Origin of the sequence: Sphingorhabdus sp. EL138, assembly GCF_900258045.1 — a bacterium.
GTDB lineage: Bacteria > Pseudomonadota > Alphaproteobacteria > Sphingomonadales > Sphingomonadaceae > Parasphingorhabdus.
On the sequence record NZ_OGVD01000003.1, the window covers coordinates 416,055 to 442,494 of the forward strand.

Below are 26,440 nucleotides of genomic sequence, written 5' to 3' on the forward strand. Positions count from 1 at the left end.
TCAATAGAAAGACAGATAACAGGCATCATGGCACGCATAGTGATGAAATTTGGTGGCACGTCTATGGCGGGGATCGAACGTATCCGCCGGGTCGCGCAGATTGTGAAACAACAATCCGACGCCGGGCATGAAGTCGCGGTGGTCGTCTCGGCTATGGCCGGCGACACCGACAGACTGGTTAATTTCTGCCGCGAAGCCAGTTCGTTATATGATGCTGCAGAATATGATGTGGTGGTCGCAAGCGGCGAGCAAGTCACATCCGGCCTGCTCGCCATAGCTTTGCAATCCCTAGGCGCGAAAGCACGCAGTTGGCTGGGTTGGCAAATGCCGATCCGTACCATCGAGTCGCATAGCAAGGCCCGGATCGAAACCATCGATGCTGATGACCTGACCGCCTCCATGAAAAGTGGGGAAATAGCTATCATCCCTGGCTTTCAGGGTATTAGCAAAGATGGCCGGATCACTACATTGGGCCGCGGCGGATCTGACACCAGTGCCGTGGCCATTGCCGCAGCTGTCAAAGCGGATCGCTGCGATATCTATACAGATGTCGACGGCGTTTATACGACCGACCCGCGCATTGTGACCCGGGCACGCAAGTTGAAAACAGTGACTTTTGAGGAAATGCTGGAATTGGCCAGTGTCGGCGCAAAAGTATTGCAGACGCGATCAGTGGGTCTTGCGATGAAAGAAAATGTCAAAATTCAGGTGCTTTCCTCATTTACCGAGGAAGGCGTCAACTACACTGCCGATGATCTGCCCGGGACAATGATCGTCAGCGAAAGCGAAATGGAGAAACAGGATATGGAGCGCCAACTGATCACGGGCATCGCCCATGACAAGAATGAATCCAAAATCACCCTGACCCGCGTGCCGGACAAACCGGGTGCTGTGGCGAATATATTTGAGCCGCTCGCCGAGGCTGCGATCAATGTCGATATGATCATTCAGAACGTCGGCCGCGAAAAAGGCGAAACCGACGTGACCTTCACCGCGCCTACGAGCGATCTCGACCGGACGATGCAGGTGCTGGAGCAAGCCAAGGAAGGTATCGGCTATAACCGGCTAATTTCCGACACGAACGTAGCGAAAATATCGGTTGTCGGCGTTGGTATGAAAAGCCATGCCGGTGTCGCTTCGACGATGTTCAAGTCGCTCGCAGACCGCGGTGTAAACATCCAGGCGATTACAACGTCGGAAATCAAGGTCAGCGTACTGATAGAAGAAGACTATACCGAACTGGCACTCAGAGTGCTTCACACCGCCTATGGCCTGGATGCAGAGGATGCAGCTTAACCAATGACTCAATCCAAACTCTCCGCGTTGATGCAACGCGGCACCGATCTGCTTGGCAGCGAGACTGCAATTATGTGCGGAGCTATGAGCTGGGTGTCCGAGCGCAATCTGGTCAGCGCCATTTCCAATGCTGGCGGCTTTGGCGTCATTGCCTGCGGCGCGATGACCCCGGAATTGCTCGATACGGAAATTGCCGAAACCCGGAAGCGGACGAGCAAACCCTTTGGCGTCAATCTGATCACCATGCATCCTGACCTTATGAAGCTGATAGAAGTCTGCGGCAATCATGACGTCAGCCATGTCGTGCTGGCCGGTGGTCTTCCGCCCAAGGGTAGTCTTGAAGCGATCAAGGAAATCGGCGCGAAGGTCATCTGTTTCGCCCCCGCGATGGCGTTGGCAAAGAAATTCATCCGCTCCGGCGTTGACGCCATTGTTATCGAAGGCATGGAAGCGGGCGGCCACATTGGACCGGTTGCCACTTCGGTTCTGGCACAGGAAATTCTACCCCAAATTGCTGATCAGGTCCCTGTTTTTGTGGCTGGCGGCATCGGCACAGGCGACATGATTGGCGCCTATCTTGAAATGGGCGCTAGCGGTGTTCAGCTGGGCACCCGTTTCGTCTGTGCACATGAATCCATCGCCCATCCCGATTTCAAAAAAGCCTTCATGCGCGGCAATGCCCGCGATGCTGTGACCAGCGTTCAGGTCGACCCGCGCCTGCCGGTCATTCCTGTGCGCGCTCTCAAAAACAAAGGCACCGAAGAATTCACCCGCAAACAGATTGAAGTCGCCAAGTTGCTCGATGCTGGCGAAATTGAAATGGGCGAGGCACAATTGCAGATCGAACATTTCTGGGCCGGAGCGCTACGCAAAGCGGTGATCGACGGCGATGTCGAAAATGGCAGCGTCATGGCAGGGCAGTCGGTCGGCATGGTCAAGGCCGAGGAAAGTGTGGTGGATATAATAAAGACGCTGACGAAAGAAGCGGAGGCAGCGCTGGCGCGCTAGAGCACAAATCTATCCGTCTTGCCTAAATAACACAGCTTCGGCATAGTTGCCGAATGACCGAAGCTGTTACCTCTCCTGACCCGCTTGCAGAAATGGAGCAGGATAAGGCCCGCGCCTATAACCAAGGGCTGACACCGCTGCATCCACCGCAAAAGTCTCTGATCCGCCTGAATATTGTTGTTCTTGCCGCCATATTGATTGTGGCCGCAATCGTCGTCGAATTTGCGATCCGTAACGAACTGCCAGGCATTGGCGGCATGATCATCGGACCGGTGACGACCATCATGCTGTTTCTGGTTATCCTGCTGCCCGGCCGCATCTATCGCCGCTGGGGCTATAACATGGGTGACGAACAGCTGCGGGTTTTGCGCGGCTTCATGTGGCGGACAGATACGATCGTGCCGTTTAACCGCATCCAGCATATCGACGTGGCTCAAGGCCCTTTCCAGCGGGCATTTGGGCTGTCGACCCTGATCGTGCACACGGCAGGCACGTATAACAGCATTGTTACCCTGCCAGGCCTGAGCACCCCTGATGCGGAGGTTATGCGCGACACGATAAAGGGCCATATTCGCCAAGACATGATATGAATGACACGCCCCTGACCACAGCAACCGAAGAGTCGGTTGCAAACGACAGCGCGTCCTTCCGCCGCCTGCACCCGCTCAGCATCATATTGAAATCCGTCGCTGCTATCGGGCAAAATCTGATCGCTATGGGTGTGCTCTATTTCAGCGTTTTTGATCAGAATATCGTCTATGCCGGTCTGGCGGCCCTAGCCCTATTGGCCTTTATAATCGGGATAAATGCGCTGATCTGGTCGCGCTTCACCTATCATGTCGGGCCTAAGGAAATCCGGATCAAAAGCGGCCTGCTCAGCCGCAATAATCGCTCCATCCCGTTTGACCGTATTCAGGATGTGAGTCTGGAGCAAAAGCTTGTCAGCCGGATATTGGGATTGGCAACAGTGAAGCTGGAGACTGGCGCCGGTGGTAGTGAGGATGGCAAGCTTGATGCTCTGGCACTCGCGGATGCCGAAACGCTGCGAGATACAGTGCGAGACTATAAATCGGGCGTTGCAAAAAACACGGCAGAGCAAATCCAAGCTGACATCCCGGAAACAGCAGAGAGAGCGCCGGTATTTGCCATGGACAACCGGAGAATATTTATCGCCGGGCTTTTCAATTTTTCCTTTGTGCTGCTTGCGATTTTGGCGGCTATCGCCCAGAATCTCGATTTCCTTTTGCCAGATGAATTTTTCAATCCCAGATACTGGTTGGAACAATTGTCTGAGCAGGATGTGGTCAATGGTCTCAGCTTTTCGGCACAGGTTGCAGGAGCCATTGGCGCGCTTGTTTCCCTGATCGCGGTTGGCTCGGGCAGCGGCATCATCCGTACGTTCATCCGTGAATATGGCTTCCGTCTGGATCGTGTGGATCGAGGTCAACCTGGTTTCCGGCGTCGGCGCGGCCTGTTCACACTTACTGACATGGTCATGCCGATCCACCGGGTGCAGACGGCCATTCTCAGAACCGGTCCGGTCCGTCAGCGCTTTGGCTGGTATCACCTGAAGTTTCAATCGCTTGCAAGTGATGGAAGCGGCGAAAGCGACCATAGCGCTGCCCCCTGCGCGCAGATGGACGAAGTCGACGCGATATTGGCTGAAACCAAGATCGCCAATGTGTCGTCCGACCTTATTTTCCAACGTGTCGATCCGGCATTATGGTGGCGCGATGCGCTTATTCTGGCAGTAATATTGGCGACCGTGAGCGTCGGCCTTGGTGTCACAATCCATCCCGGCTTTTATGCACTGATACTGTTGGCTATTCCGGTCATCGCTGTGATGTTTCTGAACTGGCGGCATCATCAATATGCCCTGACACCGGCCCAGCTGTTCGTCCGCGCCAGCTGGTGGCGGCGGAAATTGACGATAGTGCCCATCCGCAAGGTCCAGACAGTTGACATAAGTCAGTCTCCTCTGGATCATCCGCTTGACCTTGCCACCATTACAGTCGGGATTGCGGGCGGATCACCCATGGCGCCGCTCAGGATCAATGATATTCCCATCACATCAGCAATGGCGTTGCGCACAAAGCTGATTTGACATGGATCTGAAATGATGGCGCTTGACAGGGGCTGCTGAATATCCTCGATAGTTGCAAGAGATATTTCTTGCAGGAGAACAGCATGCGCCGGGCACATTTCATCACATTGGTTTCTCTCACCGCGCTGGCCATCAGCACACCGGTTCGCGCACAAGAGCATGGTCAAAGCAAATCGTCAGAACTGCATCAGATTATCGACGATTACTGGACCTACAATCTTGGACAATATCCCGAATTTGCTTCCTCCCTGGGCGTTGCAGATTCCGATGGCCGCGTTACCGATCAAAGCTTGGAAGCTGAAGACAAGCGGGTTGAGAAAGCCAAGGCTTGGCTGGCACGGCTCGAAAAAATCGATCAAAACAGCCTGTCCGAAGATGATAAAACCAACTTCGGTATCCTCAGGCGTAGCCTGGCCGAACAGGTTGAAGCGAGCACCTATGGCCAACGTACCATCAATTTCACCAATCGCAGCGGCTGGCATCAAAGCTTTGCCAGCATGCAGAACAACCTGCCATTTCGCACCGCGGCGGATTATCGAACTTATGTAAGCCGCCTGCAAAAATACGGGATTGTCCACAGGCAATCGATATCTGTTGCCAATCAGGCGCTGCAAGGCGGCTATGTCCAGCCATGTGTCTCGATGGTCGGCTATGAGACCAGCATTTCCGGGCTCATCAAGGAAGATCCGAAAGAATCACGCTTTTTTGAGCCGTTCAAGCGGACCAAACCCGATGGAATTGATCAAGCGACGTTCGACCAGATCGCAGCTGATGCCTCGAACACAATTACCGCCGTCATAAATCCTGCGCTGACCGAGCATTTGAACTGGTACAATAGCCAATATGCTCCCAATTGCGCAAAGGCGCCCGGCGTATCTGCCCAGCCTGGCGGAGACAAATATTATGATTTTCGCATTCGCCAGATGACGACCACGAACAAGTCGGCCGACGAGATTCACAATATCGGCCTGTCCGAAGTCGCCCGCATCCGGACCGAAATGGTGGAGGTTGCCAAACAGGCCGGTTTTGAGACACGCGAAGCCTTTATTCAGGACCTGCGGACCAACCCCAAATATTATGCCAAGACGCCCGAAGAGCTGATGGAAAAAGTGGCGCGGGTGACGAAACTCATCGATGGCAAAATGCCGTCAATTATCGGCAAGCTTGCACGTTTGCCCTACGGCATCAAAGAGATACCGGCGGAAACGGCCGAAGGCACCACCACGGCTTACTATAATCCGGGATCACCCGATGTCGGCATTGCCGGTTTCTACTATGTCAACACGTCCAAGCTGGACCAGCGGCCATTCTGGGAAATCCCTGCGCTCAGCGTTCATGAAGCGGTGCCTGGCCATCATATGCAGATTGCCTTGCAGCAGGAACTCGACATGCCCGATTTCCGCAAGTATGGCGCATTTTTCACTGCATTTGTTGAAGGCTGGGGCCTCTATTCCGAGCGCCTAGGTATAGAAATGGGCCTTTATGATACACCAGCCAAAGATATGGGCCGGCTATCCTACGAAATGTGGCGCGCCACGCGGTTAGTGGTCGATACCGGTATACACTCAAAGGGTTGGAGCAAGCAGCGGGCGATTGATTTCATGACCGACAACACTGCGCTGAGCACCGCCAATATCGAGGCAGAAGTGAACCGCTATATCAGCTGGCCCGGACAGGCGCTGGCCTATAAAATGGGCGAACTCAAAATTCGTGAGCTGCGGACCAAAGCGACTGAAACTTTAGGCGCAAGATTTGATCTGCGTGAATTTCATGATGTTGTCCTCGGCCAGGGCGCTGTCCCGCTCGATATGCTGGAGGCCCAGGTAAATCGCTGGATCGAAGGGAAGAAATAGGATGAGTATTTTTCACATATCATGGGCGATCGCTAGCCTTGCAATCGCTACGCCTTCTCTTGCACAGACCACTCCTGATACCATAGCCAATACTGTATTGGCAGACCTCAAGGCCGGTGATGCAACCAATGTCGTGGAAAACATTTTGGCAAAAGCGCCCTTGATATCAACGGGACCTGCCGAAAAGACCAATTTGATCAATACCCTCAACACGCTTTTCTCCAGCTATGGACGGGTCGAGGGGTGGGAGCTGGTCGGTTCGCGCCATGCTTCAAGCCGGTATGTCGAGCATAGCTATATCGTCTTTCAAGAAAAATACGCTATGTCCTTAGAGCTTAAATTCTATCAAGGAAAAGAGGGCTGGAACCTGACCGCATTCAACTTTAACGACAAACTGGACAAACCAATTGAAGCTCAGTTTATGGAAGACTTGGAAAAGTCCCTAGAAAGCCTAGCCGCTAAAAACTAACAAACAGCCTATTGGCCTTCGTCATCCACAGGAACAGGCGGCGGCGTTTCATCGGCACCGGGTGGTACAGCCAGATCGTTATCCGCTCGAGTACCGGCTTCCTGCTTTTCCAGAGCCGCGGCGTCCTGTGCTTCAAGCCGCGCGCGCGCTTCGGCGGCTCCGGCTTCACGTGCTTCACGTTGTGCTTCAATCTCGCGCAACCGCTCCTCGACCGCTTCGGCTTCGCTATCAATCCGGGCCAGCCGCTTCTGACGCTCCTCTTCGATCAACCGACCCCAATTGACGGTGTCATCCTGCCCTTTTTCGGCATAGGCCTGACGCAGCAACCGCTGCGTACAACCGGTGAAACCACCAGCTCCGGTAGGCGAACAGCTTTGCGTGCCGTCTTTGCCGACATATTCATAGGCCCGTACACGCTGTGACCAGGCTTCGTTTTTGGCATCATTGGGATTGTCGCGAAGTGTTTCGGGAATCCGGTAACGTTCCGATTCATCCTTGCGAGCGCAAACAACTATTTCGCCGTCGGTGCTTTGCGGGCAAGGGTCATCACCATAGATGACCAGTTGATTGACCCGATCGCCGCCAGCATCCTGCGCCATGGCGGGTGGTGCCAACATCACACCTGCAAACAGCAGGGGTGCCGAAAATGAAGCTATTTTTGTCATATTCATCCTTTGCCAGCGACTGAATGAACCCGTGCTGAAGGGCAATAATCCAGTCAGAACCGTTTTGAAAGCCCGATCGCGACCTTACACCCCAACCGAATGGCAGCGCTTAGTACGGGATAGCCAGGGGTATCTTCCGCGCCCGCCTCAATCGCTGTCTGCTTATGCTCCAGTTCCTCTTCGCGAAACTCCGCAATCTTACTGAGCAATTCCGGATCGTTTTCCGATTCCAGCTGCTCCATCTGTTCCTGGTAATGCAGGTCAATTTCCGTCTCAACTGCGGCGGTACAAGCCATAGCGGCGCGCGGTCCCATGATAGCAGTACCTGCACCAAGCGCATAACCCGCCACTTTCCAGAAGGGTTGCAGCACGGTTGGCCGGACGTTGCGTTCAACAATCATTTGGTCAAATGCATCCAGATGCCGCTGTTCCTGCTCTGCCATATGGTGGATTGCACTGCTGTCCGGCGCGTCATCTCCCATTACGGCAAGCTGGCCCTTGTAAATTTGCGCCGCGCCATATTCACCGGCCTGATTTACCCGGATCATCGAGGCGATATCCGGTTTTGCTTTTCCCAATGTCTCAGCCATTGCGTGTCCTTTCAGGCCCCGTCTTTCCGGCCCATTGCCATCAACACCAAGATGAGCATCGCGCCGCCAACAGACAAGAGGAAATTATATCCGGCCAGAGAAATTCCAAACAGGGACCATGGCGCAACATCACAGCGCACCAACGGCGCGTTCATGATCGAATCGAGCATATCACCGCCAGCTGGGACGCTGGTTGCGCAGGACGTGATCCCTTCCCACCAGCCATATTCAACTCCGGCGTGGAAACCACCAATCAAGCCGCTGGTCAAAATACCCACAGCGGCCAAAAGCAGGAGCAACAAGGAAGCCGTCTGCTTGCGCAAAAGCAGTGCACCCATTGCAAAAATTATTGCCGCGAGATGCGGCCAACGCTGCCACATACACATTTCGCAAGGATAAAGGCCAAAGCCATACTCGCTGATCAAAGCCCCACCGAGCAAAGATGACGGGATGATCAAAGACAGCCATAAGGCTGCACGGGAAAGGGCCATATCCGGCTTCCTAGTTTTTAGCAGTTACCGGTTTCGCAGGCTTTTTTGCCGCAGCTTTGTTCATAGCTACTTTCAGACCTTCTGGCCCCAAACGACCAATGGTTTGTAAAGCATAATGCAGCTGAAAATCTTCAATGCCTTCTTTTTCCAGCTCTTCGGCCGTTTGCGTGAAACGGGGATCATCCTTGGCGTCTTCTTCCAACACGTCATCTTCCAGCTTCACTTCGTTGATAAGATGCCTGCGCAAATCGGACTCACGGAAACGCGGACGGGTTTTGTAATCAGGATCCGATAATTGCGGGACCATGATATCCGGTTCAATTCCGCCTTCCTGCACCGATTTACCAGACGGCGTGTAATAGCGCGCCGTGGTCAGGCGCAGAGCAGAGGTATTGGAGAGCGGCAGCAATGTCTGCACCGATCCCTTACCAAAGCTGCGTTCACCCATGACCAGACCGCGATGATGGTCCTGCAAGGCGCCGGCAACAATCTCCGAAGCCGAGGCGGAACCCGCATCGATCAGGACGATAACCGGCAAGCCATTGGCCGCATCACCACTTTTTGCAAAATAGCGTTCAATGTCGGATTTTCCGCGACCGCGCTGCGACACAATTTCTCCGCGCGACAGGAACACGTCAGATACGTTGACTGCTTCATCAAGCAGGCCGCCGGGATTGGAACGCATGTCGAGAACATAACCCAATGGTTTTTTTCCAAGCGCCTTGTCGATACCGACAATAGCAGCTTTCACGTCCGCACCAGTGTCGTTTGAGAAGCTGTTGATACTGATCACACCAACCTTGTCTTTGACTTCCCAAGTGACAGGTTTCAGGTCAATAACCGCACGGTTCATGGAAACGTCAAACGGTTTGTCCCGGCCGGGGCGTACAATTGTCAATTCGATAGGAGAACCCGGCTTACCGCGCATCTCCTCAACCGCTTCATCAAGCGATCCGCCGTAGATCAGCGCTCCGTTAATGTGGGTAATATAGTCGCCAGCCTTCACACCGGCTTTATCCGCTGGTGTGTCCTTGAACGGTGCGATCACTTTGACAGCACCATCTTCCATCGTCACAGAAAGGCCTAGACCGCCATAATTACCGTCTGTCTGCGTCCGCAGATTTTCAAAATCACGCGCATCCAAAAAACTGCTGTGCGGATCAAGGCTGCCGAGCATGCCGTTGATCGCCCCTTTTATCAGGTCCGCATCGTCCACCTGATCGACATAATCCGTCCGAACCCGGTCAAACACGCTCATAAACTGTTCCATCTCGCGATAGGTATTCGCATCGACAGCAGAAATGGCAGACGTGGTTGCGGGCAACAGCGCGACGGTCAGAACCAGAGCGGTTGCTTGCAGAAAGGGCTTTTTCATAGTCAAAATCCTGTGAGTCTTGATATGCCATAAATATAGGCCTGAAAATGCGATAATGCCAAGGACCTTAACCAACTATGACGTTAATCATCGACGAACGTCATTTTACTGGCCATTTCATCCCACAAGAGCGGCAATATCGATCGGACGCCCATTGCGCCGCAGTTCCACGGTCACTTCGGGGTCATTTTGGCCTGATCGGCCAATTGGAGCTCCTTGAACCACTTCATCACCCACGGTTGCACTGGTCGTCGCCATATTGGTGATCAGGCTGGTCCATTTCTCGTCATGTTCGATGATAAGGATATTCCCGTAGTCGCGATAGCGCCCGGCAAAAGCGACCCGCCCCGCCGCGGGTGCGACTATCTGAGCCCCTGGATCTACCGCTATGGTCAGACCGCGGGAACGATAACCACTATCTGATATTTCACCCAAACCCGTCACGATATCGCCAACAACCGGCAATCGATAGGCGTTTGCAACGTCGGCCGGACGCGCGCGGTTGCGGACAGGACCATCGCCATTCTGGTTGGGACGCAACAGCGGCCCATCCAGCCGGGACAGCGATTCGCGAACGGCGCCGCTTTCGCGAATTTGATCCATCAGGTCGAGTATATCCCTTGCTTCTTCGCCCAAGGCCAGAGCGCGATCCTGTTCCAGACCGGCATCATCCGAAAATTGCCGGGCCTCAATCCGTTCATTGGCTTGCAAACCGGCCAGCTGTTTACGCCGCTGTGCCAGGCGTTGCTGGCTTTCATTCAGCGAAGCTATTGCCCGGGCAGACTGCGCTCGCAACTTTTCGCCCTGCTGCACTTCGCGGCGCAAATTGGCGGTACGCTGTTCGATCTCGGGAACCACTGTCGACATGATGGAGCGGATGTAGATGAGTTCATCGAGTGACCGCGGTTCGACCAAAGCCAGTGCGGTGGGTTTACGGGTCATCATCTGCAGTGCGGCGGTCAGTCGTACCACCGGCCCTTGTTTCTCGGCCAACCGGGCGCGCTGACGCTGCTGCAAGCGTTCAACAATCGCAATACGGGATCGTGCCGCACGGATATCGGCTTCTGCGGCCTGTATGCGCGCGGCGAGCGCGGCCGCTTCGATCCCGATCCGGTCTGCTTCATTGGTTGACGCCTCCGCCTGACGGCGCAAAGCATCGCTGCGTTGACGGGCCTTATCCGATTGTTCGCGAGCGGAAACCAGGGATCGCTGTTGTTCTTCTAGTGACGGTCCGGGGGTTTGAGCAGTCAGAGTCCCTGCAAAAAAAGCACCGATGGCGGCTAGGCCGAGCAGCAGGAAAAGCCAGCGCGGCACTCCTTAGCCCTCTCGATGATAAGGATGATTGGCGATGATTGCAGTCGCCCGAAACAGCTGCTCGGCCAGCATGGCTCTGGCCATCAGATGTGGCCAGGTTGCCTTGCCAAAGGAGAAAAAAAGGTCGGCGCTGCTGCGCTCTTCTTCAGTCAAACCGTCCGCCGCTCCGATAAGGAAGCGCGCCTCGCGCACCCCGTTGTCGCGCCAGCCATTCAAAACCTTTGCAAAGGCCTTGCTGGTCCAGTTCTCTCCGGTTTCATCAAGTGCGATGATTTTCGTCTGATCGCCTATTTTCGGCGTTTTTCCACCTTTTTCAGGCAACTCACTCAGCTTCACATCCCAATTGATCCGCTTGACATAACGTTCCACCAGCTCCTGTTCGGGACTGCGGCCGATTTTTCCGCGAGCGACGATATGAAGCCTCATGTTTGAAAACCGCCCTGGTTAGACTTCTGCAGCCTCGGCTTCTGGCGCATCTTCTTCACCCACCGCCCACATGCGCTCCAGATTGTAGAAACTGCGCACTTCGGGGCGGAAGAGGTGAACAATCACATCACCCGCATCAATCAAAACCCAGTCAGCATTGGCGAGACCCTCGATACGTGCCTCTCCGCCAGCTTGCTTGATGCGCTCCACCAGTTTCTGGGCCATTGATGCGACCTGCCGGGTGGAACGCCCTTCAGCGATCACCATATGATCGGCAATATTGCTTTTGCCCTCAAGTCCGATCGTCACAATATCCTGCGCCTGATCATCGTCGAGCGATTTCATCACGAGAGCATAAAGGGCATCTGATTCGGCTTTTCCTTCTTTGGAATCAGCGGATTTCAGTGCTTTGCTTTTTGATTTCGTCAATTCAAATCCTATCAATCTGTCTGGCAAATCAATCTACGCGTCACAGCGTCGCGAACGCAGTGATTTGCATATTGCCGGTGCCAATGGGGCCGGGCCATCCGGATCGCGGTGGCCGAGCGAGGGTCGGGACGATAGCGCAAAAATGTCAGCGCTGGCGTACTCCATTCAGTCCAGTTCATACGCTGGCTCGCGGGCCGGACGGAGCGCCGGAGCCATGCCATTGCGGGTGCCGCAAGAGCATCATCATTATAGCCGGGCCGCGCAATAACTGCAATCGGCAATAAACGGGCTATTTTCCGCCAGTCTTTCCAGCGGTGAAATTGCGCCAAATTGTCGGCTCCCATGATCCACACAAATTGCCGTTTCGGATAGCGGTGAACCAACGCACGAAGAGTATCATAAGTGTATCGGGTGCCAAGCATCTGTTCGATAGCCGTTGGCTTAATGGCACTACGTCTCGCCATTTTTCGGGCCGATGCCAACCGCGCACCAAGCGGCGCCATGTCTTTGGAACCTTCTTTCAGCGGATTACCGGGCGATACCAACCACCATAGTTCGTCGAGCGCCAGTTCCTCCATCGCAAACAGGCTGATCGAGCGATGCGCACCATGGGCAGGGTTAAAGGAACCGCCCAGAAGGCCTGTGGTTTTCATGACAGGGATGACCAGCTTTTCCAGGTACCCACCGCATAGAAAAGTCCATAGATCAGTACAATCAGCGAACTCCAAACGGCGAAACTATTGATCTTCTCGGGGACAAATAAAGCCATAGGGAATATTATTAGGCCGCGTGCCAGATAGACCACGCTTATGACAACCAAACCGGTTCGCAGCAGCGGTGGCTTCCAAACGAGCCCAGCTCCGGCGAATGCAAACCAAGCCCAAATCGCTATAATCGATGCAATTCCCATGGTTATCAGGACCGGATAAAGCGATCCTCTTTCCGCCAATTGAGCCATGTCTTCGCCCGCACCGAAAAATCGATACCAATCCGGGCCACCAATAATTACGCCAACGTGAAGAAGGCTGGCAATCAGACTCAATATCCCGCCGACAACGAGTAGCTTTTGTCCGAAGTCCAATGTCGCAAACATCAAGGCCGTATCTGCCCCGTTCCGCGTACGACCCATTTATAGGTCGTCAGTCCTTCCAGTGCGACGGGGCCGCGGGCATGCAGGCGGCCGGTGGAAATGCCGATCTCTGCGCCGAGCCCGAATTCGCCACCATCGGCAAATTGGCTGGAAGCATTCCACATCACGATCGCACTGTCCGCATGTTGGATGAACTGATTGGCCACCGCTTCGTCCTCGGTCACGACCACATCGGTATGGTGCGAACCATGATCGGCAATATGAGCGAGCGCCTCGTCCACACCGCCTATCATCCTTGCAGACACAATAGGTGCCAGATATTCCGTATCCCAGTCTTGGGCATCCGCAGATACAGTGCGCGGATCAAGTTCCATGATCGCATCGTCGCCGCGTATTTCGCATCCTTCGTCAAGCAGCGCTCTTAACAATGGCCCGGGAGCGGGATAGTCCTGATCGATCAGCAATGTTTCCATCGCTCCACAAACCCCGGTGCGACGCATCTTGGCGTTGACCGCGATGGCAATTGCTTTGTCTTGGTCGGCCGCCTTGCCGATATAAGTGTGACAAATGCCATCGAGGTGCGCGAGGACTGGCACGCGAGCCTCTTCCTGCACTCGCGCCACGAGAGATTTGCCACCGCGCGGAATGATGATGTCAATGAGGCCAGAGGCTTTCAGCATCGCCCCAACGGCTGCGCGGTCGGTCGTTTGGACCAGCTGGATGGCATCTTCTGGTAACCCTTCTTCCACCAAACCTGCAACCATTGCCTTGTGAATTGCCCGATTGCTTTCAATCGCCTCTGATCCGCCGCGCAGGATGACGGCATTACCCGATCGCAGCCCCAAAGCCGCTGCGTCTGCCGTCACATTGGGGCGGCTTTCGTAGATGATACCGATGACGCCAAGCGGCACCCGCACCCGCTCCATGATCAGGCCGTTGGGCCGCTCATTTCGGTCAATAACTGCTCCGACAGGATCGGGCAGTGCCGCGACCTCCTCCACCGCCGACGCAATGGCGTCAAGCCGCTCTTCATTGATCATAAGTCGATCGAGCATGGCGTCATTCAAACCGTTTGCGCGACCGTTATCCATATCCTGAATATTAGCGGCCAAAATCTCGGATTGATGGGCGTGTAATTGCGCTGCCGCCGCGGTTAAAGCCCGCGCTTTCTGCGCGCTTGCCACGCCGGACAGGACCGCAAAGGCGGTACGTGCGCGCTGGCCCATATTGGTCATAAGTTGCTGATGTTCACTCATCCGCATCTGCTAGCATGGCTATTGCTTTCCGATAAGCAAAAATCAGAATCAATCTGACGTCAAAATAAGTCACCATGAAAGTGACAAATCGCACAAACGAATCGAAAAAACCCATTACTGTCGGTTAATTTTACATTAATTTCGCAGCTCACCGCATCCCTGTTTCGACTCGTCACGAGTCGTGTGAAGAGGATTCGCCCCGTTAACGACCCTCTGCTAACCGCTGATCGGGGATTAGTAAGAGTAATTTCGGGTCATGCAAAATCACAAAACCAAGGGAGGGCTTTTGGCCCGGCTGGATCATTTGTTTACCGATCGCGAGTTTTTCATGCGCGCAAACGGACAGGTCCGGTTCCTTACAATTTCAGGGACGCTCCAAAAACGTGTCGCTATAACCGCAGCCTCAGTCATTGGCCTTTGGCTGTTGATCACTTTGGCGATGACGGTCAATCAACTGACCGTGACCAGCGAGCGGATGGCGCTGGCGGAAAAAGAAGCCGCTGTAAACAGCAGCGAAAATCGGGTTGCCGCATATAAGGAATCGATCGACGGCGTGGCCAAAGACCTGATCCAGCGGCAGGATGCGATGGAGCAGATAACCCAGCAATTTATTGGCGAAGAAACGGCTGCAGAAAGCCAAAGCCTGACCGAGACGGAAAAAGAACTCTCCGAAAATACCAAGAAAATCAGCGCCGCTTTTCCAGAAGCCGCTGAACTGGCCCGGCTTGAAGCCCGGCAAATTGCTTTTGCCCACAAACTAACGCGTGCCGCCATGAAGCGCACCGCGCGCGCCGAAGCAGCGATTCGCGAATTTGGGCTTAATCCTGCAACCCTCTCGGCCACATCCAATGAAGCAGTCGGTGGTCCGCTGATTCCGTTTTTTGCCGATGGCGAAAAAGAACTGCATCCCACGCTCGAGCGGTTAAACAACGCCTTGCTGCGAATGGATCAGCTGGAACGGACATTGCTGACCATACCTTCGGCGATGCCAGCAGATATTACCATGATGTCAAGCAATTACGGTTATCGCCGCGATCCATTTACCGGCGGCGGCGCGATGCATAATGGCATTGATTTTAAGGGACCGTATGGCCAGCCGATATTATCTGCGGCACGAGGCACGGTTAGCTATGCCGGATGGAAATCCGGCTATGGCAAAACGGTGGAAATTACGCATGGCAACGGCCTGATGACGCGCTATGCACATCTTTCCAAAGTTCATGTGACCACTGGTCAAAAAGTGAAACAAGGATTACAAGTGGGGGCTATGGGAAGCACTGGGCGATCAACTGGCACACATCTTCATTTTGAAGTGCGGCTGAACGGCAAAGCGGTGAACCCCCGACCATTTCTGGAGGCGAATACAGATGTTCTCAAAATCCAAGCCGTCGCAAGACAGCGAACCAACGCACCAAAGAAGCGTGCCGAAAAGTCAGGCTCCAGCCGTGGCTAGAAGCAGTGCAAGCAACGGATCAAGCTTCTCCATCATCGGCGACGGCATTGTAATTACCGGCAATATTGAAGCCAAGGTCGATTTGCATATTGACGGCGAGGTCATTGGCGACATCAGATGCCTGTCTCTGGTCCAAGGCCCATCGAGCAAAATTCAAGGCGCAATTGTTGCGCAGAATGCCAGCCTGTCTGGTTCAGTCGAAGGCTCGATTGAAGCCGGCGATCTGGTAATCAGCTCCAGCGCTCGTATTGGCGGTGATGTGTCTTATGAAAATGTCACCATTGAACAAGGCGGACATGTCGACGGCAAATTCAAACATAAGAGCGCCAAATCGCCAAACCTTGCCAAGACAACCGTGGACATGGCGAAAAAGTCGCCACCATTGGAGCTGACTTCGGACGACAAGGCCGCTTAAGAAAACAGCTTCTCTTGTGAACTTTGCAAAGCGCATGATGTCCTTTCGGCCATTTTGCGCTTTTTGCATTTGATCAAATCTGGTGCGCAGCCTTTAGGAAAGCGGCGGGTCACGCGCATGCCACCACTGTCTAGCTAACCGGTGCTTGCCGACGATAGCTGAGGGCTTCTGCAACATGGATCCGCCCGATCTGTTTGGCGTCCGCCAGATCAGCTATCGTCCTGGACACGCGAAGGACCCGGGTATAACTGCGGGCGGATAGCCGCATGGCTTCTGCAGCTTGTGCCAGCAACTGCCGCCCGGCCTCATCCGGTGTCGCATGTTTTTCCAGCGCATCGCCGTTAATTTCAGCGTTGGTCCGAGCATCGAGATCAGTATAGCGCTCACTCTGCACGCGCCGCGCCTTGGTCACTCTGGCCGCAACCGCAGCCGAGCCTTCGGCAGGGGCCGGCATCGTAAGATCGGCCGCTGACAAGGCTTCCACCTCAATGTGCAAATCGATTCGGTCGAGCAGGGGTCCGGAAACTTTGGCCTGATAATCAGCTGCACATTTCGGCGCGCGTGAACAGGCAAGGCTCGCATCGCCAAGATGCCCGCAGCGGCACGGATTCATCGCCGCCACCATCTGCACACGTGCTGGAAAAGTAACATGGGCGTTCGCCCGCGCTACGCTCACCTCTCCGGTTTCCAGCGGTTGGCGCAGCGAATCCAGCACGGTGCGTTGGAATTCCGGCAGTTCATCAAGAAACAACACGCCTAAATGAGCGAGGCTGACCTCGCCAGGACGCACTTTCAGGCCGCCTGTTAAACGCCAAACTCTATGATACTCCAAGGCTCTTTTTTGGGCTCAATAGTCATGCATAGAGATACTGTGCTCCAAACTCTGCGAGACTGTTTTCGCAAAGGGCGAACTCGGTGAGATTCGTTGATAAAATATCCATCTTGCCAAGAAATCGTGCAAAACTGCCGCCTGCAACAAGTGCGGTGCGCGGAGAATTGGCCGTTCCGTTCTCAGATAAACCAATAATTTTCCAATCTGAACTGGAAAGAAACTTCATTTCCATATGTATTTTTGCGTCGGAAGTTTCAGGGCTGGTTTGGGAACCCTTCCACGTCCGCTACTTCGACCTCAAGCTGAATAGATTCTGCATATACACACCGGATTATCTGGTTGACTATGTTGATGAACGCGGCAATCACAAGAGGCTATTGGTCGAGGTGAAATCTGAGAATGATTTTCGCAAAACCATTGTCGAATACCGCGCAAGATATTTTGCGGCACAGCGCTGGGCGAACGAGCAACCGAATTGCAAATTCCGTGTTGCGACAGATAGTTGGATGACCCAGAAAGGTCTCTCGAACATCCAGCTGATAAACGCCCATCGCAACCTCGAAGTTCCTCAAAAAACGGTTCAGTACGTTCGTAAACAAGTAATTAAACATCCCGGCACATCCTTGGGCTCCTTAACCCAGAGGCTCCAGCAAGGTCGTGCCGAAGGTGACAACGCGTTCGGAACTATCATGGCCTTAATGGCCGCTCGAACATTGTGGTTCGACATAGGCTCGCCTCTAACTACGGAGACGAAGATCTATGAAAGCCAAGGCAAAAGAATATTTCGCTAACTCAAGCTCAGCAATTGCGCTTGATGACACTCGTCAAGAAATTGAAAAACAAAATTACCGCAAAGCCCGGGAGCTGGGAAAGCAGCTCAGACCTTATCTGACAAGGCGTACGACACCCCAGCAGGTCGATGTCATATGCAAAAGTGCAGAAATTTCCCGGCCAACATTTTTTCGAAAATTGAGAAAATTCCGGAATGATCCACGGATTTCCAGTCTGGTTGCGAACAAATCCAGCGGCGGCGCAAAGACATCTCGGTTAGATCCAGACGTCTTGAAGATCATTGAAAAAGTGATGAAAAGCTATTTTCGCAAGCACAAGAGCAATGCCGTACTAAGGGATTTGTGGGAGCATATTGTCAGAGCCTGCCTTAAAGAAGGACTGAAGGCCCCTTCTGAATCTACGGTAAGGAGGCATTACCACGCGCTATCGGCAAGAGATAAAGCGCGCATGAAATATGGTGCTAAATACGCATATGAACAATTTGACCGTAAGAAGGGGACTAATCCTGAGCGTACATTTCCGTTGGAGCGCGTGCAAATTGACCATACGCTTTGTGATATTGAACTTTTGGACTCAGTAACCAGAGAGGAAGTGGGACGCCCATGGATTACTATTGTCATGGACGAATATTCGAGGGCTGTACTTTCTTTCGTTCTCACCTTTGAAGCACCTTCCGCGACGACGGTTGCCTATGCCCTCACCCGGGCGGTGTTGCCCAAAGAAGACTGGCTCGCATCGCTCAGCGTGAATGGTAGCTGGCCCTTTCGCGGCAAACCACATCGCATATTCACTGACAACGGCAGTGATTTCACCTCAAAAGCAATCAACTTTGGTTGTGATGAGTGGCTCATACCGAGGCCAGAAAAACGGCCCAAAGGCTCTCCGCAATATGGTGGGCAGATTGAGCGCATCATCGGTACGGTCATGAAGAAAACTAAACTTTTGCCTGGCGCTACCGCTAGAAATTTCGAGCTCGCCGTCAAAAAAGGCCGCCATAATGGCAAAAAAACCGCAACAATGACGTTGCGGGAATATGAGGCTGTATTAGCGACATGGTTTGTTCAAGAATATCATGCGCGCCCTCATGCGGGTCTAGGTATCTCACCTATGGAGCAATGGCGCCGCGGCATTGAAGGATATGGCAAGCAACCAGGCATTGGGGAACCAGAGCTGGTTTCAGACCCGAAGAAGTTCTTTATCGACTTTTTGCCCGGCGAGCGTCGTACTTTGCAACGCTATGGCTTTGTTTGGAATTACATCGAATATTGCGATGACTCACTGCAGCCGCATCTCGATATGTCGCTCGGCCAGCGCTATCTTGTAAAACGCAATCCGCATGACATATCCAAAATATATTGGCTCAACCCCAAAGATAACAAATATTATCAGATACGGGCCACGACCCCCGGCCTTTCAGGTTACACTTTGTGGGAATGGAACAAGGCGCGAGAACTTGTAAAGAACTCTGGCACAAAACGCACGGTCGAAGCGATTGCAGAGCGCATGCGTCAAGAAGAAGTGCTCCTTGGTATCGCAAAAGCAGAAACGAAAAGGGTCCGCAAGGCCAGTGCCCGCAAGCTCGATTCCAAACATGTCACTAAGGAAATGCTGGGCGAAGACGAGACTGTAAGCGAACCAATTGAAACCAAGCCTTTTGTGCGTCAGATTTTCAAGGTGGAAAAACGATGAGCGGGGTCGCGGCAGCGGCGCCGGGAAACGGCCGCGTCAATGAAGAGCGCATTGCTCATATCAAAGATCGCCCATTTATCCACTATCCACGTTTTGCTAAATATCTCGGTAAGATGGAAAGAATGTTGGTGGCAAATGATGAAAATCGGAAGAACATTCTGATTGCTGGAGTATCGGGAAATGGGAAATCATCGATCGGCAAATATTTTCTGGAGGCCAACCTTCCAATAAGCCAACCCGATAGCGATGCCGACTTTGCACCAATAGTCTACGTCTCGCTGCCTGAAGACGCGAATGTGGGTTCATTTGCTGGCCGTATTCTCGAAAATTTGTGGGAAAGCAGGAAAGCAAATGTCAATCATTCCGAACGCATGCATATTGCCCGCTCGATGCTCAAGGCGCTGGGAACCAAGATCTTGATCATTGACGAGTTCCAGCAGTTAAACACAGGAACGAGGCGCAACCGTGAGGCATTGCAAAATACGGTCAAAGAGATTGGCGAATATTGCAATTTATCGGTAGTCGGTATTGGCATGCCGCCTGCAGTCGACATAATTTTAAGTGAGCCGCAATTGAACCGGCGATTTGAACCGCTAGCACTTCCTCAGTGGACGTTTAATGATGAGAGCCGGTCGTTACTAGGCGCTATGGAAGATCATTTCGAGTTGCAGAAAAAATCCTTTCTCGCCGAGAATGATACCCTTGCTCGGCGAATATTACTCCAAACGGACGGAACCTTGTGTTGGATAATGGAATTCTTGGAAATGGCAGCCATTGAAGCCATTAATTCTGGAAAAGAGAAAATCGATTTAAAGCTAATTGATAGCTTGGACTGGATCCGCCCCTCAAAAAGAGCCGCTCATGCAAGCCGCGAACTGGGGATTCAGGCGGACGAAGCGTAATGAAAACTCGAGCCGGTCTTTGGCTCATCCATCCCAAACCGCAGGATGGTGAACTGCTCTCGTCATGGCTGATAAGGATCGCAGCCATGACGGGGCGCAGTTTGCATGGGTTTTGCGACGATCATTGGCGCGGCCTGAATCTATGGAACAGGGATCTTGATCATCTGGCACCAGAAGTTGTTCTAGAAACACTGGCGAAGCGAACGGGAACACCAACTAATCAGGTACAAGCAACCACTTTAAATGCATTTGAAGGAACGCTGGTGCCTCGCGTGGTACCAAATGGCTCTACCGCAATGGTCCGCCCTATTGGTGTCTGGCATAGGGAGCGCAAAACGCATGGCCTGCAATATTGTTCTCATTGTCTAACCGAAGATCAGATCCCCTATTTCAAAACTCTATGGCGCCTCCTTCCAGTATCGACTTGCACACGCCACGGTGTCATATTGAAGAGCAGCTGCCCGCGTTGTGATGCACCAGTAGCACCGCACCGGGGCGATTTTCTGATATGCCATCATTGTGGTTCTGATTTGAGAGGCCAAAAACACGAGCCTGCAAATTCGAACGTGCTCCAATTTCAGCATCACCTTCAAGGTGTATTAGCTGGAAATCCGGTCTGCTGGCCAGGGTTTCACGGAACCTACCCGATAGCGTTTTTTGCACTGATAAACCGGCTTGTGCTTTTGCTCTCAACAGGGGCCAGGCGAGATCGCTTGCTAAAGATACTCCAAGCGAGATGCGATATTGAAGGGATTACCGAATTTACTAGCAAAACTAAAGATACAAAGACCCTGTCCCCGCGGTCGGTGCATGATGTTATGATCGGTATAACCTATTTGCTGCGCGGGTGGCCATGGATATTCATTGCAACATTCTTAGATGCAAAAGTTTATTGGTCCTGGGCAATGAAAGACCTGAAGCCCCAAAATGCACCTTATGTATTTTTCCAGCCCACAAAGGCTTTCCTCCAAATCGACCCCAATGCTAAAGATCGGTGACAATTACACCTTCGCATATCTCGGTGGATCGCTCCATAAGCACTTCGCCTAGATTTCCAGGTGTGTTTCGCGTCCGGTGGTGGACTATGTTGTCGATCGTAACATCCTGATAACTGCCTCTCGGCCAAGTCCCCCTTACATCGTCGTCAGCATACATGGCCTGCCTGCGGTCGGAAATCCGTTTCAACAAAGAAAACAAGAACGCATGATCATCCAACTGACTGTGATTCATCACGATACCAACTGGATAAGCCTCTTTCGGTGTTTTTCTTTCAATCTCCAGCGTCCAAACAGTTTGGTCCTCAACAGCCACCGGAAGAAAAGCGATCCGGCGGCCACGGCCATGATCCTTAAACCAGGCCCAATAGCCCCAGCTCTCAGGAAGCTCGATGAATGTAAGAATTTCCGTACCTCTGCGGAGAGACGAGTTAAATGTATCCAGATCACCCCCGTCATGAAGGTATTTTCCTGCGGTTAAAAAATTGCCGATTGGGAATTTCAGCTCAACATCTTTTACCTGGACCAATTGCGGTGTTTCAAATTCTCCATAGTCGAGGAAATAAGCGCTACTTACGACCGGCTGTAATGCCGCAAGATTGCGAAAATCTTTGACCGCATGTCTGACACCAGCAATTTTTTCATCACCTCCCGGTGGAAGAAATGACATTTGGTCAATCATTTTATGAATTGTTCGCCGGGCTCGTTGCGGAAAATATGTTATTCCTGTTTTTGAGGCTGTCTCGAACCGGACATCTCTGAAATTTGGAAATGAACGCAAGAAACTGGTTTTTGCGGCCGCTAATATCACAGGCCGTATCGACGGACGGCGTCCCCGCACAACTTCCATAACTCCGCCGTGATGGTATCGGGTATTTTCTTTAGGGTTTTCTTCTTCCTTGGCCTTATTCTCCGCATCTTCGAATTCTCGAACACTTAAATCGAACGGAAGCTCCAAAATCAATGTTTCGAATTTGGGCATACGACAATCACTAATAATCCGTGTTACCTGTCGGACAATGGAGTCATCTGGCAATTCTGGGAATTTTGTCTCCCAAGGGTCGGACAATTCAGCCTCGATATTCAAGTCCCCAATTATGTTGAAAGTTCCTGCATCGACAATGTTATTGTCTTTCCGAGCATTTCGCCAATGCGCTCGCTGGAAGCGCCAAAAATTTGCGATCTCACGATTAGACATAATCAATGCCATTTGTAGCGCGCAAGCCCGTGATACAAAACCCAAACGCGGAGCTACACGAAACGTTTTATCATCGACAAAGCCAGTGCGGCTTTCATCTACGACGTCATCAAAATAGGAATCGGTCGAGACGGTGCGAGAAAGGCCATCAATGAGCAAACTGGCTGCAGCACCATAAAATCTGCTCAGTTCGGCGTAAGGCGTAAGATAGAAATTGTTACCAGCTTCCTCATCCAATCTGGTCTTTCGACGAAAGCTGGCGAAATCCTCCAAACCGTGCGGAATTGCCTGTCCATATGCCTCCGAAAATGAGTTATCTTCAAACTCAGTAGTTTCAACATATTCCATTTCGAAAAGGCGTTTTGCGTTTTTGACTTTAGGTACAGTTATGCTTTTCCCATCAAAAAGCGTGCCGATCGGATAAAAACCAATAGCGCTGTACGGAAGCCACTTATGAACGGTGCTTTGGTTATTGAGGGTGGGCAAAAAAGTTGCGCTGATTTCGATCAGATCATCGAACATTGGTGAACGCCGGACCGGGCCGAGAAAAGATAATCTGACGGGTTGTTTGAAGCTCGTGAAATTGAACAGTGGCATCCCTAAATTTGCCTTCCCAACTATTTCAATTGCGTTGTTCCACCGCCGCGTTTTGCAACTGACGGCAGAGATATCCTGCTCCTTGCGGCGTGGTTCCAAGCACGCTTCCCAACCGACGCTGGGTAAGAGATGGAAAAGCGAGCATGAACTTGTTTGCTATCTGGTAGCGGCTTCGCTTTGTGAATTTTCTTATGCGATTGGACGCTGCAAAGTTGGCCTCTAGCTGATCCAGTTCGCGCAAACCATCAGCTGACTCATTCTCAATGGTTGAAATAAGCATATTTTGCATTTCAGTAGCTGTTAAATCAAAAAAACGAACTGAACCAATCAGATTGGGCATCAACGTATCCGTCAACCCCGATTTCCAGACCAAATAGGGTATAAACAACCCAGCTATCCAGACCGATGGAATCAACCTGCCCCCATTTGTAGTTTTCATTTGAAGAATATGGGCCTCAATTGATGCTTCCAGATGATCTAATATCATCAGGTTAGCATGAACCAGGCTGCTAGCTGATGGCGACAATGAAAGGTCCTGACAAATCTCACGAACCGCCCTCCATATTGGCGTGTAGATCGAATATGCCTCACCGTCCCAATGGTTCATTTCTTGAGATGCGTTGAATACGGAATTCCAAATAGAGGACGCTTCATTATGAACGGAACAACGAGAAAGATTGAATGTTGCGATTACAAAATGGGTGATCGTCGTAATATGAATGGGATCATTCAACCCCTGCTTGTAACGGGGCGGGAGTGCCGCACCGGCAATCCAATTCTCAACTTCCAAAAGATCAACCCCTATACCTGCATTGGAAGCTGACTGGGAAATAGCGCGCAATCGCATACGAACCGCCCAAATATCTGCCACCGGACTGTTCTTAAGTCTGCCGTCCAGCTTTCCGAGTGCCAAGTATGCTAGATCTCCCATCCTTGAAGTGATAGAACATATCGGGAACTTTGCCAATCCAATAGATGCAACGTCGCCAGATGATCTAACCTGTTACGGGAAGATGCCTCGGCGAGGCCGGGTAGTACAAACTATTCCAGTAAATGGGAGCAACGACGGTGAAGGTATCTTGGCCCTACTTGCCGAGATACCGCTCGCTGTAATCTGGATTACGCAAAAAAAGTATCACCAATCGCTTTTGTTTGCTTGTCTACTAACAAGACCCTGACCTTCATAGTTTGAACTAACCTATTTTCGTTCGCATAGGTCCTACAGCTGGCTTTGACTAAAACCGCATGTTTATATAGCGCGGGTTGAGAAACACTCAGAACCCTGCATTTTATAGTCAATGCGTCACCTACGTACGCTGCTTTGTGCCATCGCAGGTGGGTGTCCAGACCGATCATGTCTGCATCGAACGGAAGACCGCCATTTAAGACCATCCGCATGGTCAAAGCTGCAGTATGCCATCCGCTGGTAGCATGGCCCTTCAGCAAAGCAGCGGCGGGCCCAATACCGCTGCTGTGAAAATCCTGTCCATCAAATTTTTTAGCAAATTCTTCGACTTCGGCTTTTTCGAGTATCTCCGGGCCAGCAGAAAACTCGGAGCCCACGGCTACATCTTCCAGTCCGACTTTTTGAGTTGAACTCAAGATACACAACTCATTTCACCGCTCGCTGCGCAGAAGCTGAATGCAGCAAACGATCTCTCACTTCTTTGCGACCCAAAGCTTCGGCTTGCCGATGGGCAACTTGAGAAAGCTGTTCATCTATATCTCCAAATTGGTTCGAGTTTCTAATTTGTTTGGCCGATGCATAAGCGTTAGAGTTATGACGGAATCGCCGATGCAAATATCTCTTCAATTGTTTGTCCTCTGCCATATCCTGAACAATTTCGGCCCATTCGTATCGAATCAAATCATCTGAAACGAGTGTTTTGCTCTCAGCGTAGGTCAAGAGTGCACGCGATCCAAAGCGCCACTCCAACAATTTGAAACCGGTATCTGGGACCAAGCCCAGGCGGGCATAAAGCAATGAAACTCTTGTGTTTCCTGTAACAAGTACCAAATCGGAAGCCAGTGCTAAATCCGCGCCCGCTCCTGCTGCAAGACCGTCAACAATCGATACCGTTAAAAGAGGGGAACGCAACAATTCCAGTATGACTGACTGGACTTGCTCAACCAGTCTTTTTCTTTCCGCAAATTTTTGGTCGAGTGTGTGCTCCATGAATTCTCCGGAGCCCCCGATACAGAACCAACCCTTCACTCCTCGAAGGACTAGGAACTTGGCATCTTTGCGAGTTGAGGCGGCTCCAATGGCTTCCTTCAGAAGCGGAATTGTTACAAGATCTAAACCGTTCTTTGTAGCAGGCTCTCGGATGGTAATTATAATTATATCATCGATCACTTTTGATTCAATGGACATGCTGTTTGCCTCCGATTATCGGGAAGATGTATTCAATTCGTAGCATTTGTAGTGACGTCGTCGGGACTGGAACAAGGATTTACCAAGCCAGCATAACGACCGCGCGGGGACCAAACATAAGTAGTTCGAATATTAGCATTGTTATCGACGTCGGAGAGGCACGTTTGCACAATATGCTTTGCGACGTCTTCTGGATCAGGTAATTGACCGATCTGGGCACGATGTTTGGCGATATGTGCTGGATCATTGCGCTCTAACAGTTTTGCTGTTGCCGTGCCTTCGACGATATCCGCGCTAACAATTTCTAATTTTACGCCATAAGCTGCAAACTTTGGAAGCAGCTGGCGCAAAGCCATTTCACCGGCTTTCTTAGTAATAGCGATCGGTGCGTAGGGCTCGTAAGGTTCAATTTGATTGTAAAAATGGGCTTCATGGCTGGTTAGAAAAACAATGCGTCCATCTTGTACCAAGTACGGCAAAAACTTTTCGCAAAGGCGCTTCTGTGCGTTCACATTGATTTCGAATGCATAGTCCGATGATTTATCCCACTCCAATCCACCACTGGCTGACAAAACCAGAACATCTATTTGACCTAAAGAAGTAGCAACATATTGTTCCAATTGATCAATCGACTTCAAATCGCAGATATCCACTTGAAACACATGACAATTCTTACTTAACGATTTCCGGAATTTCTCGGCACGTCGAGCGTGTTTGTGAAAAGTAAAACCGACGCGCCAACCTAATTTATCGAGATTTGACGCAACCGCAGCTCCAATCCCTCTTGAACCTCCGATTATGAGAGCACACCCTTCGCGTTCAGCCAA

27 protein-coding genes and 1 pseudogene are annotated in these 26,440 nt (G+C 52.0%); 12 read left to right on the forward strand and 16 right to left on the reverse strand.

Features of this window, described 5'->3' with window-relative positions; genetic code table 11:
- Positions 1-27: 27 nt before the first annotated feature.
- From DK507_RS08085 to DK507_RS08110, 6 genes are all read left to right on the forward strand, one after another.
- Positions 28-1,296, forward strand: a complete 1,269-nt coding sequence (locus tag DK507_RS08085; RefSeq protein ID WP_109355863.1) for an aspartate kinase — start codon at positions 28-30, stop codon at positions 1,294-1,296.
- A 3-nt stretch (positions 1,297-1,299) separates the two neighbouring features.
- Positions 1,300-2,304 carry a nitronate monooxygenase family protein gene (locus DK507_RS08090; RefSeq protein WP_109355864.1) on the forward strand — a complete coding sequence of 335 codons (1,005 nt, stop codon included), beginning with the start codon at positions 1,300-1,302 and terminating at the stop codon, positions 2,302-2,304.
- A 53-nt stretch (positions 2,305-2,357) separates the two neighbouring features.
- On the forward strand, positions 2,358-2,894 hold the full coding sequence (locus DK507_RS08095; RefSeq protein WP_254054303.1) for a PH domain-containing protein: 537 nt from the start codon (positions 2,358-2,360) through the stop codon (positions 2,892-2,894).
- A complete protein-coding gene (locus DK507_RS08100) occupies positions 2,891-4,408 on the forward strand; it encodes a PH domain-containing protein (RefSeq protein WP_109355865.1) in 1,518 nt (505 codons plus the stop codon). The genes DK507_RS08095 and DK507_RS08100 overlap by 4 nt, the downstream gene beginning before the upstream one ends.
- 83 nt (positions 4,409-4,491) lie before the next feature.
- Positions 4,492-6,261, forward strand: coding sequence for a DUF885 family protein (locus DK507_RS08105; RefSeq protein WP_109355866.1), 1,770 nt, complete (start codon positions 4,492-4,494; stop codon positions 6,259-6,261).
- 1 nt (position 6,262) lies between these two features.
- Positions 6,263-6,730, forward strand: a complete 468-nt coding sequence (locus DK507_RS08110) for a hypothetical protein (RefSeq protein WP_109355867.1) — start codon at positions 6,263-6,265, stop codon at positions 6,728-6,730.
- A gap of 8 nt (positions 6,731-6,738) precedes the next feature.
- On the opposite strand, the gene DK507_RS08115 is transcribed toward DK507_RS08110, so the two are convergent.
- The 10 genes from DK507_RS08115 to DK507_RS08160 form a co-directional block, all read right to left on the reverse strand.
- Positions 6,739-7,395, reverse strand: coding sequence for a hypothetical protein (locus tag DK507_RS08115; RefSeq protein ID WP_216822361.1), 657 nt, complete (start codon positions 7,393-7,395; stop codon positions 6,739-6,741).
- 53 nt (positions 7,396-7,448) lie between these two features.
- Complete coding sequence (locus tag DK507_RS08120) at positions 7,449-7,985, reverse strand: demethoxyubiquinone hydroxylase family protein (protein WP_254054304.1); 537 nt, start codon at positions 7,983-7,985, stop codon at positions 7,449-7,451.
- 11 nt (positions 7,986-7,996) lie between these two features.
- Positions 7,997-8,476 carry a disulfide bond formation protein B gene (locus DK507_RS08125; RefSeq protein WP_109355868.1) on the reverse strand — a complete coding sequence of 160 codons (480 nt, stop codon included), beginning with the start codon at positions 8,474-8,476 and terminating at the stop codon, positions 7,997-7,999.
- 10 nt (positions 8,477-8,486) lie between these two features.
- A complete protein-coding gene (locus DK507_RS08130) occupies positions 8,487-9,851 on the reverse strand; it encodes a S41 family peptidase (RefSeq protein ID WP_109355869.1) in 1,365 nt (454 codons plus the stop codon).
- Between the two features lie 117 nt (positions 9,852-9,968).
- A complete protein-coding gene (locus DK507_RS08135; RefSeq protein ID WP_109355870.1) occupies positions 9,969-11,165 on the reverse strand; it encodes a murein hydrolase activator EnvC in 1,197 nt (398 codons plus the stop codon).
- 3 nt (positions 11,166-11,168) lie between these two features.
- Positions 11,169-11,591 (reverse strand): 23S rRNA (pseudouridine(1915)-N(3))-methyltransferase RlmH, encoded by a 423-nt coding sequence (locus DK507_RS08140; RefSeq protein ID WP_109355871.1) that lies wholly within the window; start codon positions 11,589-11,591, stop codon positions 11,169-11,171.
- Positions 11,592-11,609: 18 nt separating this feature from the next.
- On the reverse strand, positions 11,610-11,936 hold the full coding sequence (gene rsfS / locus DK507_RS08145; protein ID WP_109356228.1) for a ribosome silencing factor: 327 nt from the start codon (positions 11,934-11,936) through the stop codon (positions 11,610-11,612).
- 95 nt (positions 11,937-12,031) lie between these two features.
- The gene (locus DK507_RS08150) at positions 12,032-12,673 is read right to left on the reverse strand and encodes a nicotinate-nucleotide adenylyltransferase (RefSeq protein WP_109355872.1); all 642 of its coding nucleotides are present in this window, start codon (positions 12,671-12,673) and stop codon (positions 12,032-12,034) included.
- Positions 12,670-13,113: a hypothetical protein gene (locus DK507_RS08155; protein WP_109355873.1), complete on the reverse strand. Its 444-nt coding sequence runs from the start codon at positions 13,111-13,113 to the stop codon at positions 12,670-12,672. Before DK507_RS08155 ends, DK507_RS08150 begins: the two co-directional genes overlap by 4 nt.
- Positions 13,113-14,366: a glutamate-5-semialdehyde dehydrogenase gene (locus DK507_RS08160; RefSeq protein WP_109355874.1), complete on the reverse strand. Its 1,254-nt coding sequence runs from the start codon at positions 14,364-14,366 to the stop codon at positions 13,113-13,115. The genes DK507_RS08155 and DK507_RS08160 overlap by 1 nt, the downstream gene beginning before the upstream one ends.
- A 256-nt stretch (positions 14,367-14,622) precedes the next feature.
- Here DK507_RS08160 and DK507_RS08165 point away from each other — a divergent pair, with 256 nt between their 5' ends.
- A complete protein-coding gene (locus DK507_RS08165; protein ID WP_109355875.1) occupies positions 14,623-15,819 on the forward strand; it encodes a M23 family metallopeptidase in 1,197 nt (398 codons plus the stop codon).
- Entirely contained in the window at positions 15,812-16,234 is a 423-nt protein-coding gene (locus DK507_RS08170; RefSeq protein ID WP_254054305.1) for a polymer-forming cytoskeletal protein, read from the forward strand. Before DK507_RS08165 ends, DK507_RS08170 begins: the two co-directional genes overlap by 8 nt.
- Positions 16,235-16,364: 130 nt before the next feature.
- On the opposite strand, the pseudogene DK507_RS08175 reads toward DK507_RS08170, so the two are convergent.
- A pseudogene (locus DK507_RS08175) lies at positions 16,365-17,036 on the reverse strand (ATP-binding protein); the annotation flags it as partial.
- A 113-nt stretch (positions 17,037-17,149) separates the two neighbouring features.
- Here DK507_RS08175 and DK507_RS08180 point away from each other — a divergent pair.
- The 4 genes from DK507_RS08180 to DK507_RS08195 are packed head-to-tail and all read left to right on the forward strand — an operon-like array spanning position 17,150 to position 21,447.
- Entirely contained in the window at positions 17,150-17,857 is a 708-nt protein-coding gene (locus DK507_RS08180) for a TnsA endonuclease N-terminal domain-containing protein (RefSeq protein WP_162558964.1), read from the forward strand.
- Positions 17,826-19,547, forward strand: a complete 1,722-nt coding sequence (locus tag DK507_RS08185) for a Mu transposase C-terminal domain-containing protein (RefSeq protein ID WP_109355878.1) — start codon at positions 17,826-17,828, stop codon at positions 19,545-19,547. The genes DK507_RS08180 and DK507_RS08185 overlap by 32 nt, the downstream gene beginning before the upstream one ends.
- Complete coding sequence (locus tag DK507_RS08190) at positions 19,544-20,449, forward strand: TniB family NTP-binding protein (RefSeq protein WP_109355879.1); 906 nt, start codon at positions 19,544-19,546, stop codon at positions 20,447-20,449. Before DK507_RS08185 ends, DK507_RS08190 begins: the two co-directional genes overlap by 4 nt.
- On the forward strand, positions 20,449-21,447 hold the full coding sequence (locus tag DK507_RS08195) for a TniQ family protein (protein ID WP_109355880.1): 999 nt from the start codon (positions 20,449-20,451) through the stop codon (positions 21,445-21,447). The genes DK507_RS08190 and DK507_RS08195 overlap by 1 nt, the downstream gene beginning before the upstream one ends.
- Here the strand turns inward: DK507_RS08195 and DK507_RS08200 are convergent.
- The 5 genes from DK507_RS08200 to DK507_RS08220 form a co-directional block, all read right to left on the reverse strand.
- Complete coding sequence (locus DK507_RS08200) at positions 21,434-23,164, reverse strand: hypothetical protein (protein WP_162558965.1); 1,731 nt, start codon at positions 23,162-23,164, stop codon at positions 21,434-21,436. The genes DK507_RS08195 and DK507_RS08200 overlap by 14 nt on opposite strands.
- A 100-nt stretch (positions 23,165-23,264) precedes the next feature.
- On the reverse strand, positions 23,265-24,152 hold the full coding sequence (locus DK507_RS08205; protein WP_162558966.1) for a hypothetical protein: 888 nt from the start codon (positions 24,150-24,152) through the stop codon (positions 23,265-23,267).
- Positions 24,153-24,358: 206 nt separating this feature from the next.
- Positions 24,359-24,841 (reverse strand): hypothetical protein, encoded by a 483-nt coding sequence (locus tag DK507_RS08210; RefSeq protein ID WP_162558967.1) that lies wholly within the window; start codon positions 24,839-24,841, stop codon positions 24,359-24,361.
- Between the two features lie 10 nt (positions 24,842-24,851).
- The gene (locus DK507_RS08215; RefSeq protein ID WP_109355884.1) at positions 24,852-25,613 is read right to left on the reverse strand and encodes an enoyl-CoA hydratase/isomerase family protein; all 762 of its coding nucleotides are present in this window, start codon (positions 25,611-25,613) and stop codon (positions 24,852-24,854) included.
- Positions 25,614-25,645: 32 nt separating this feature from the next.
- Positions 25,646-26,440: an SDR family oxidoreductase gene (locus tag DK507_RS08220; protein ID WP_162558968.1), complete on the reverse strand. Its 795-nt coding sequence runs from the start codon at positions 26,438-26,440 to the stop codon at positions 25,646-25,648.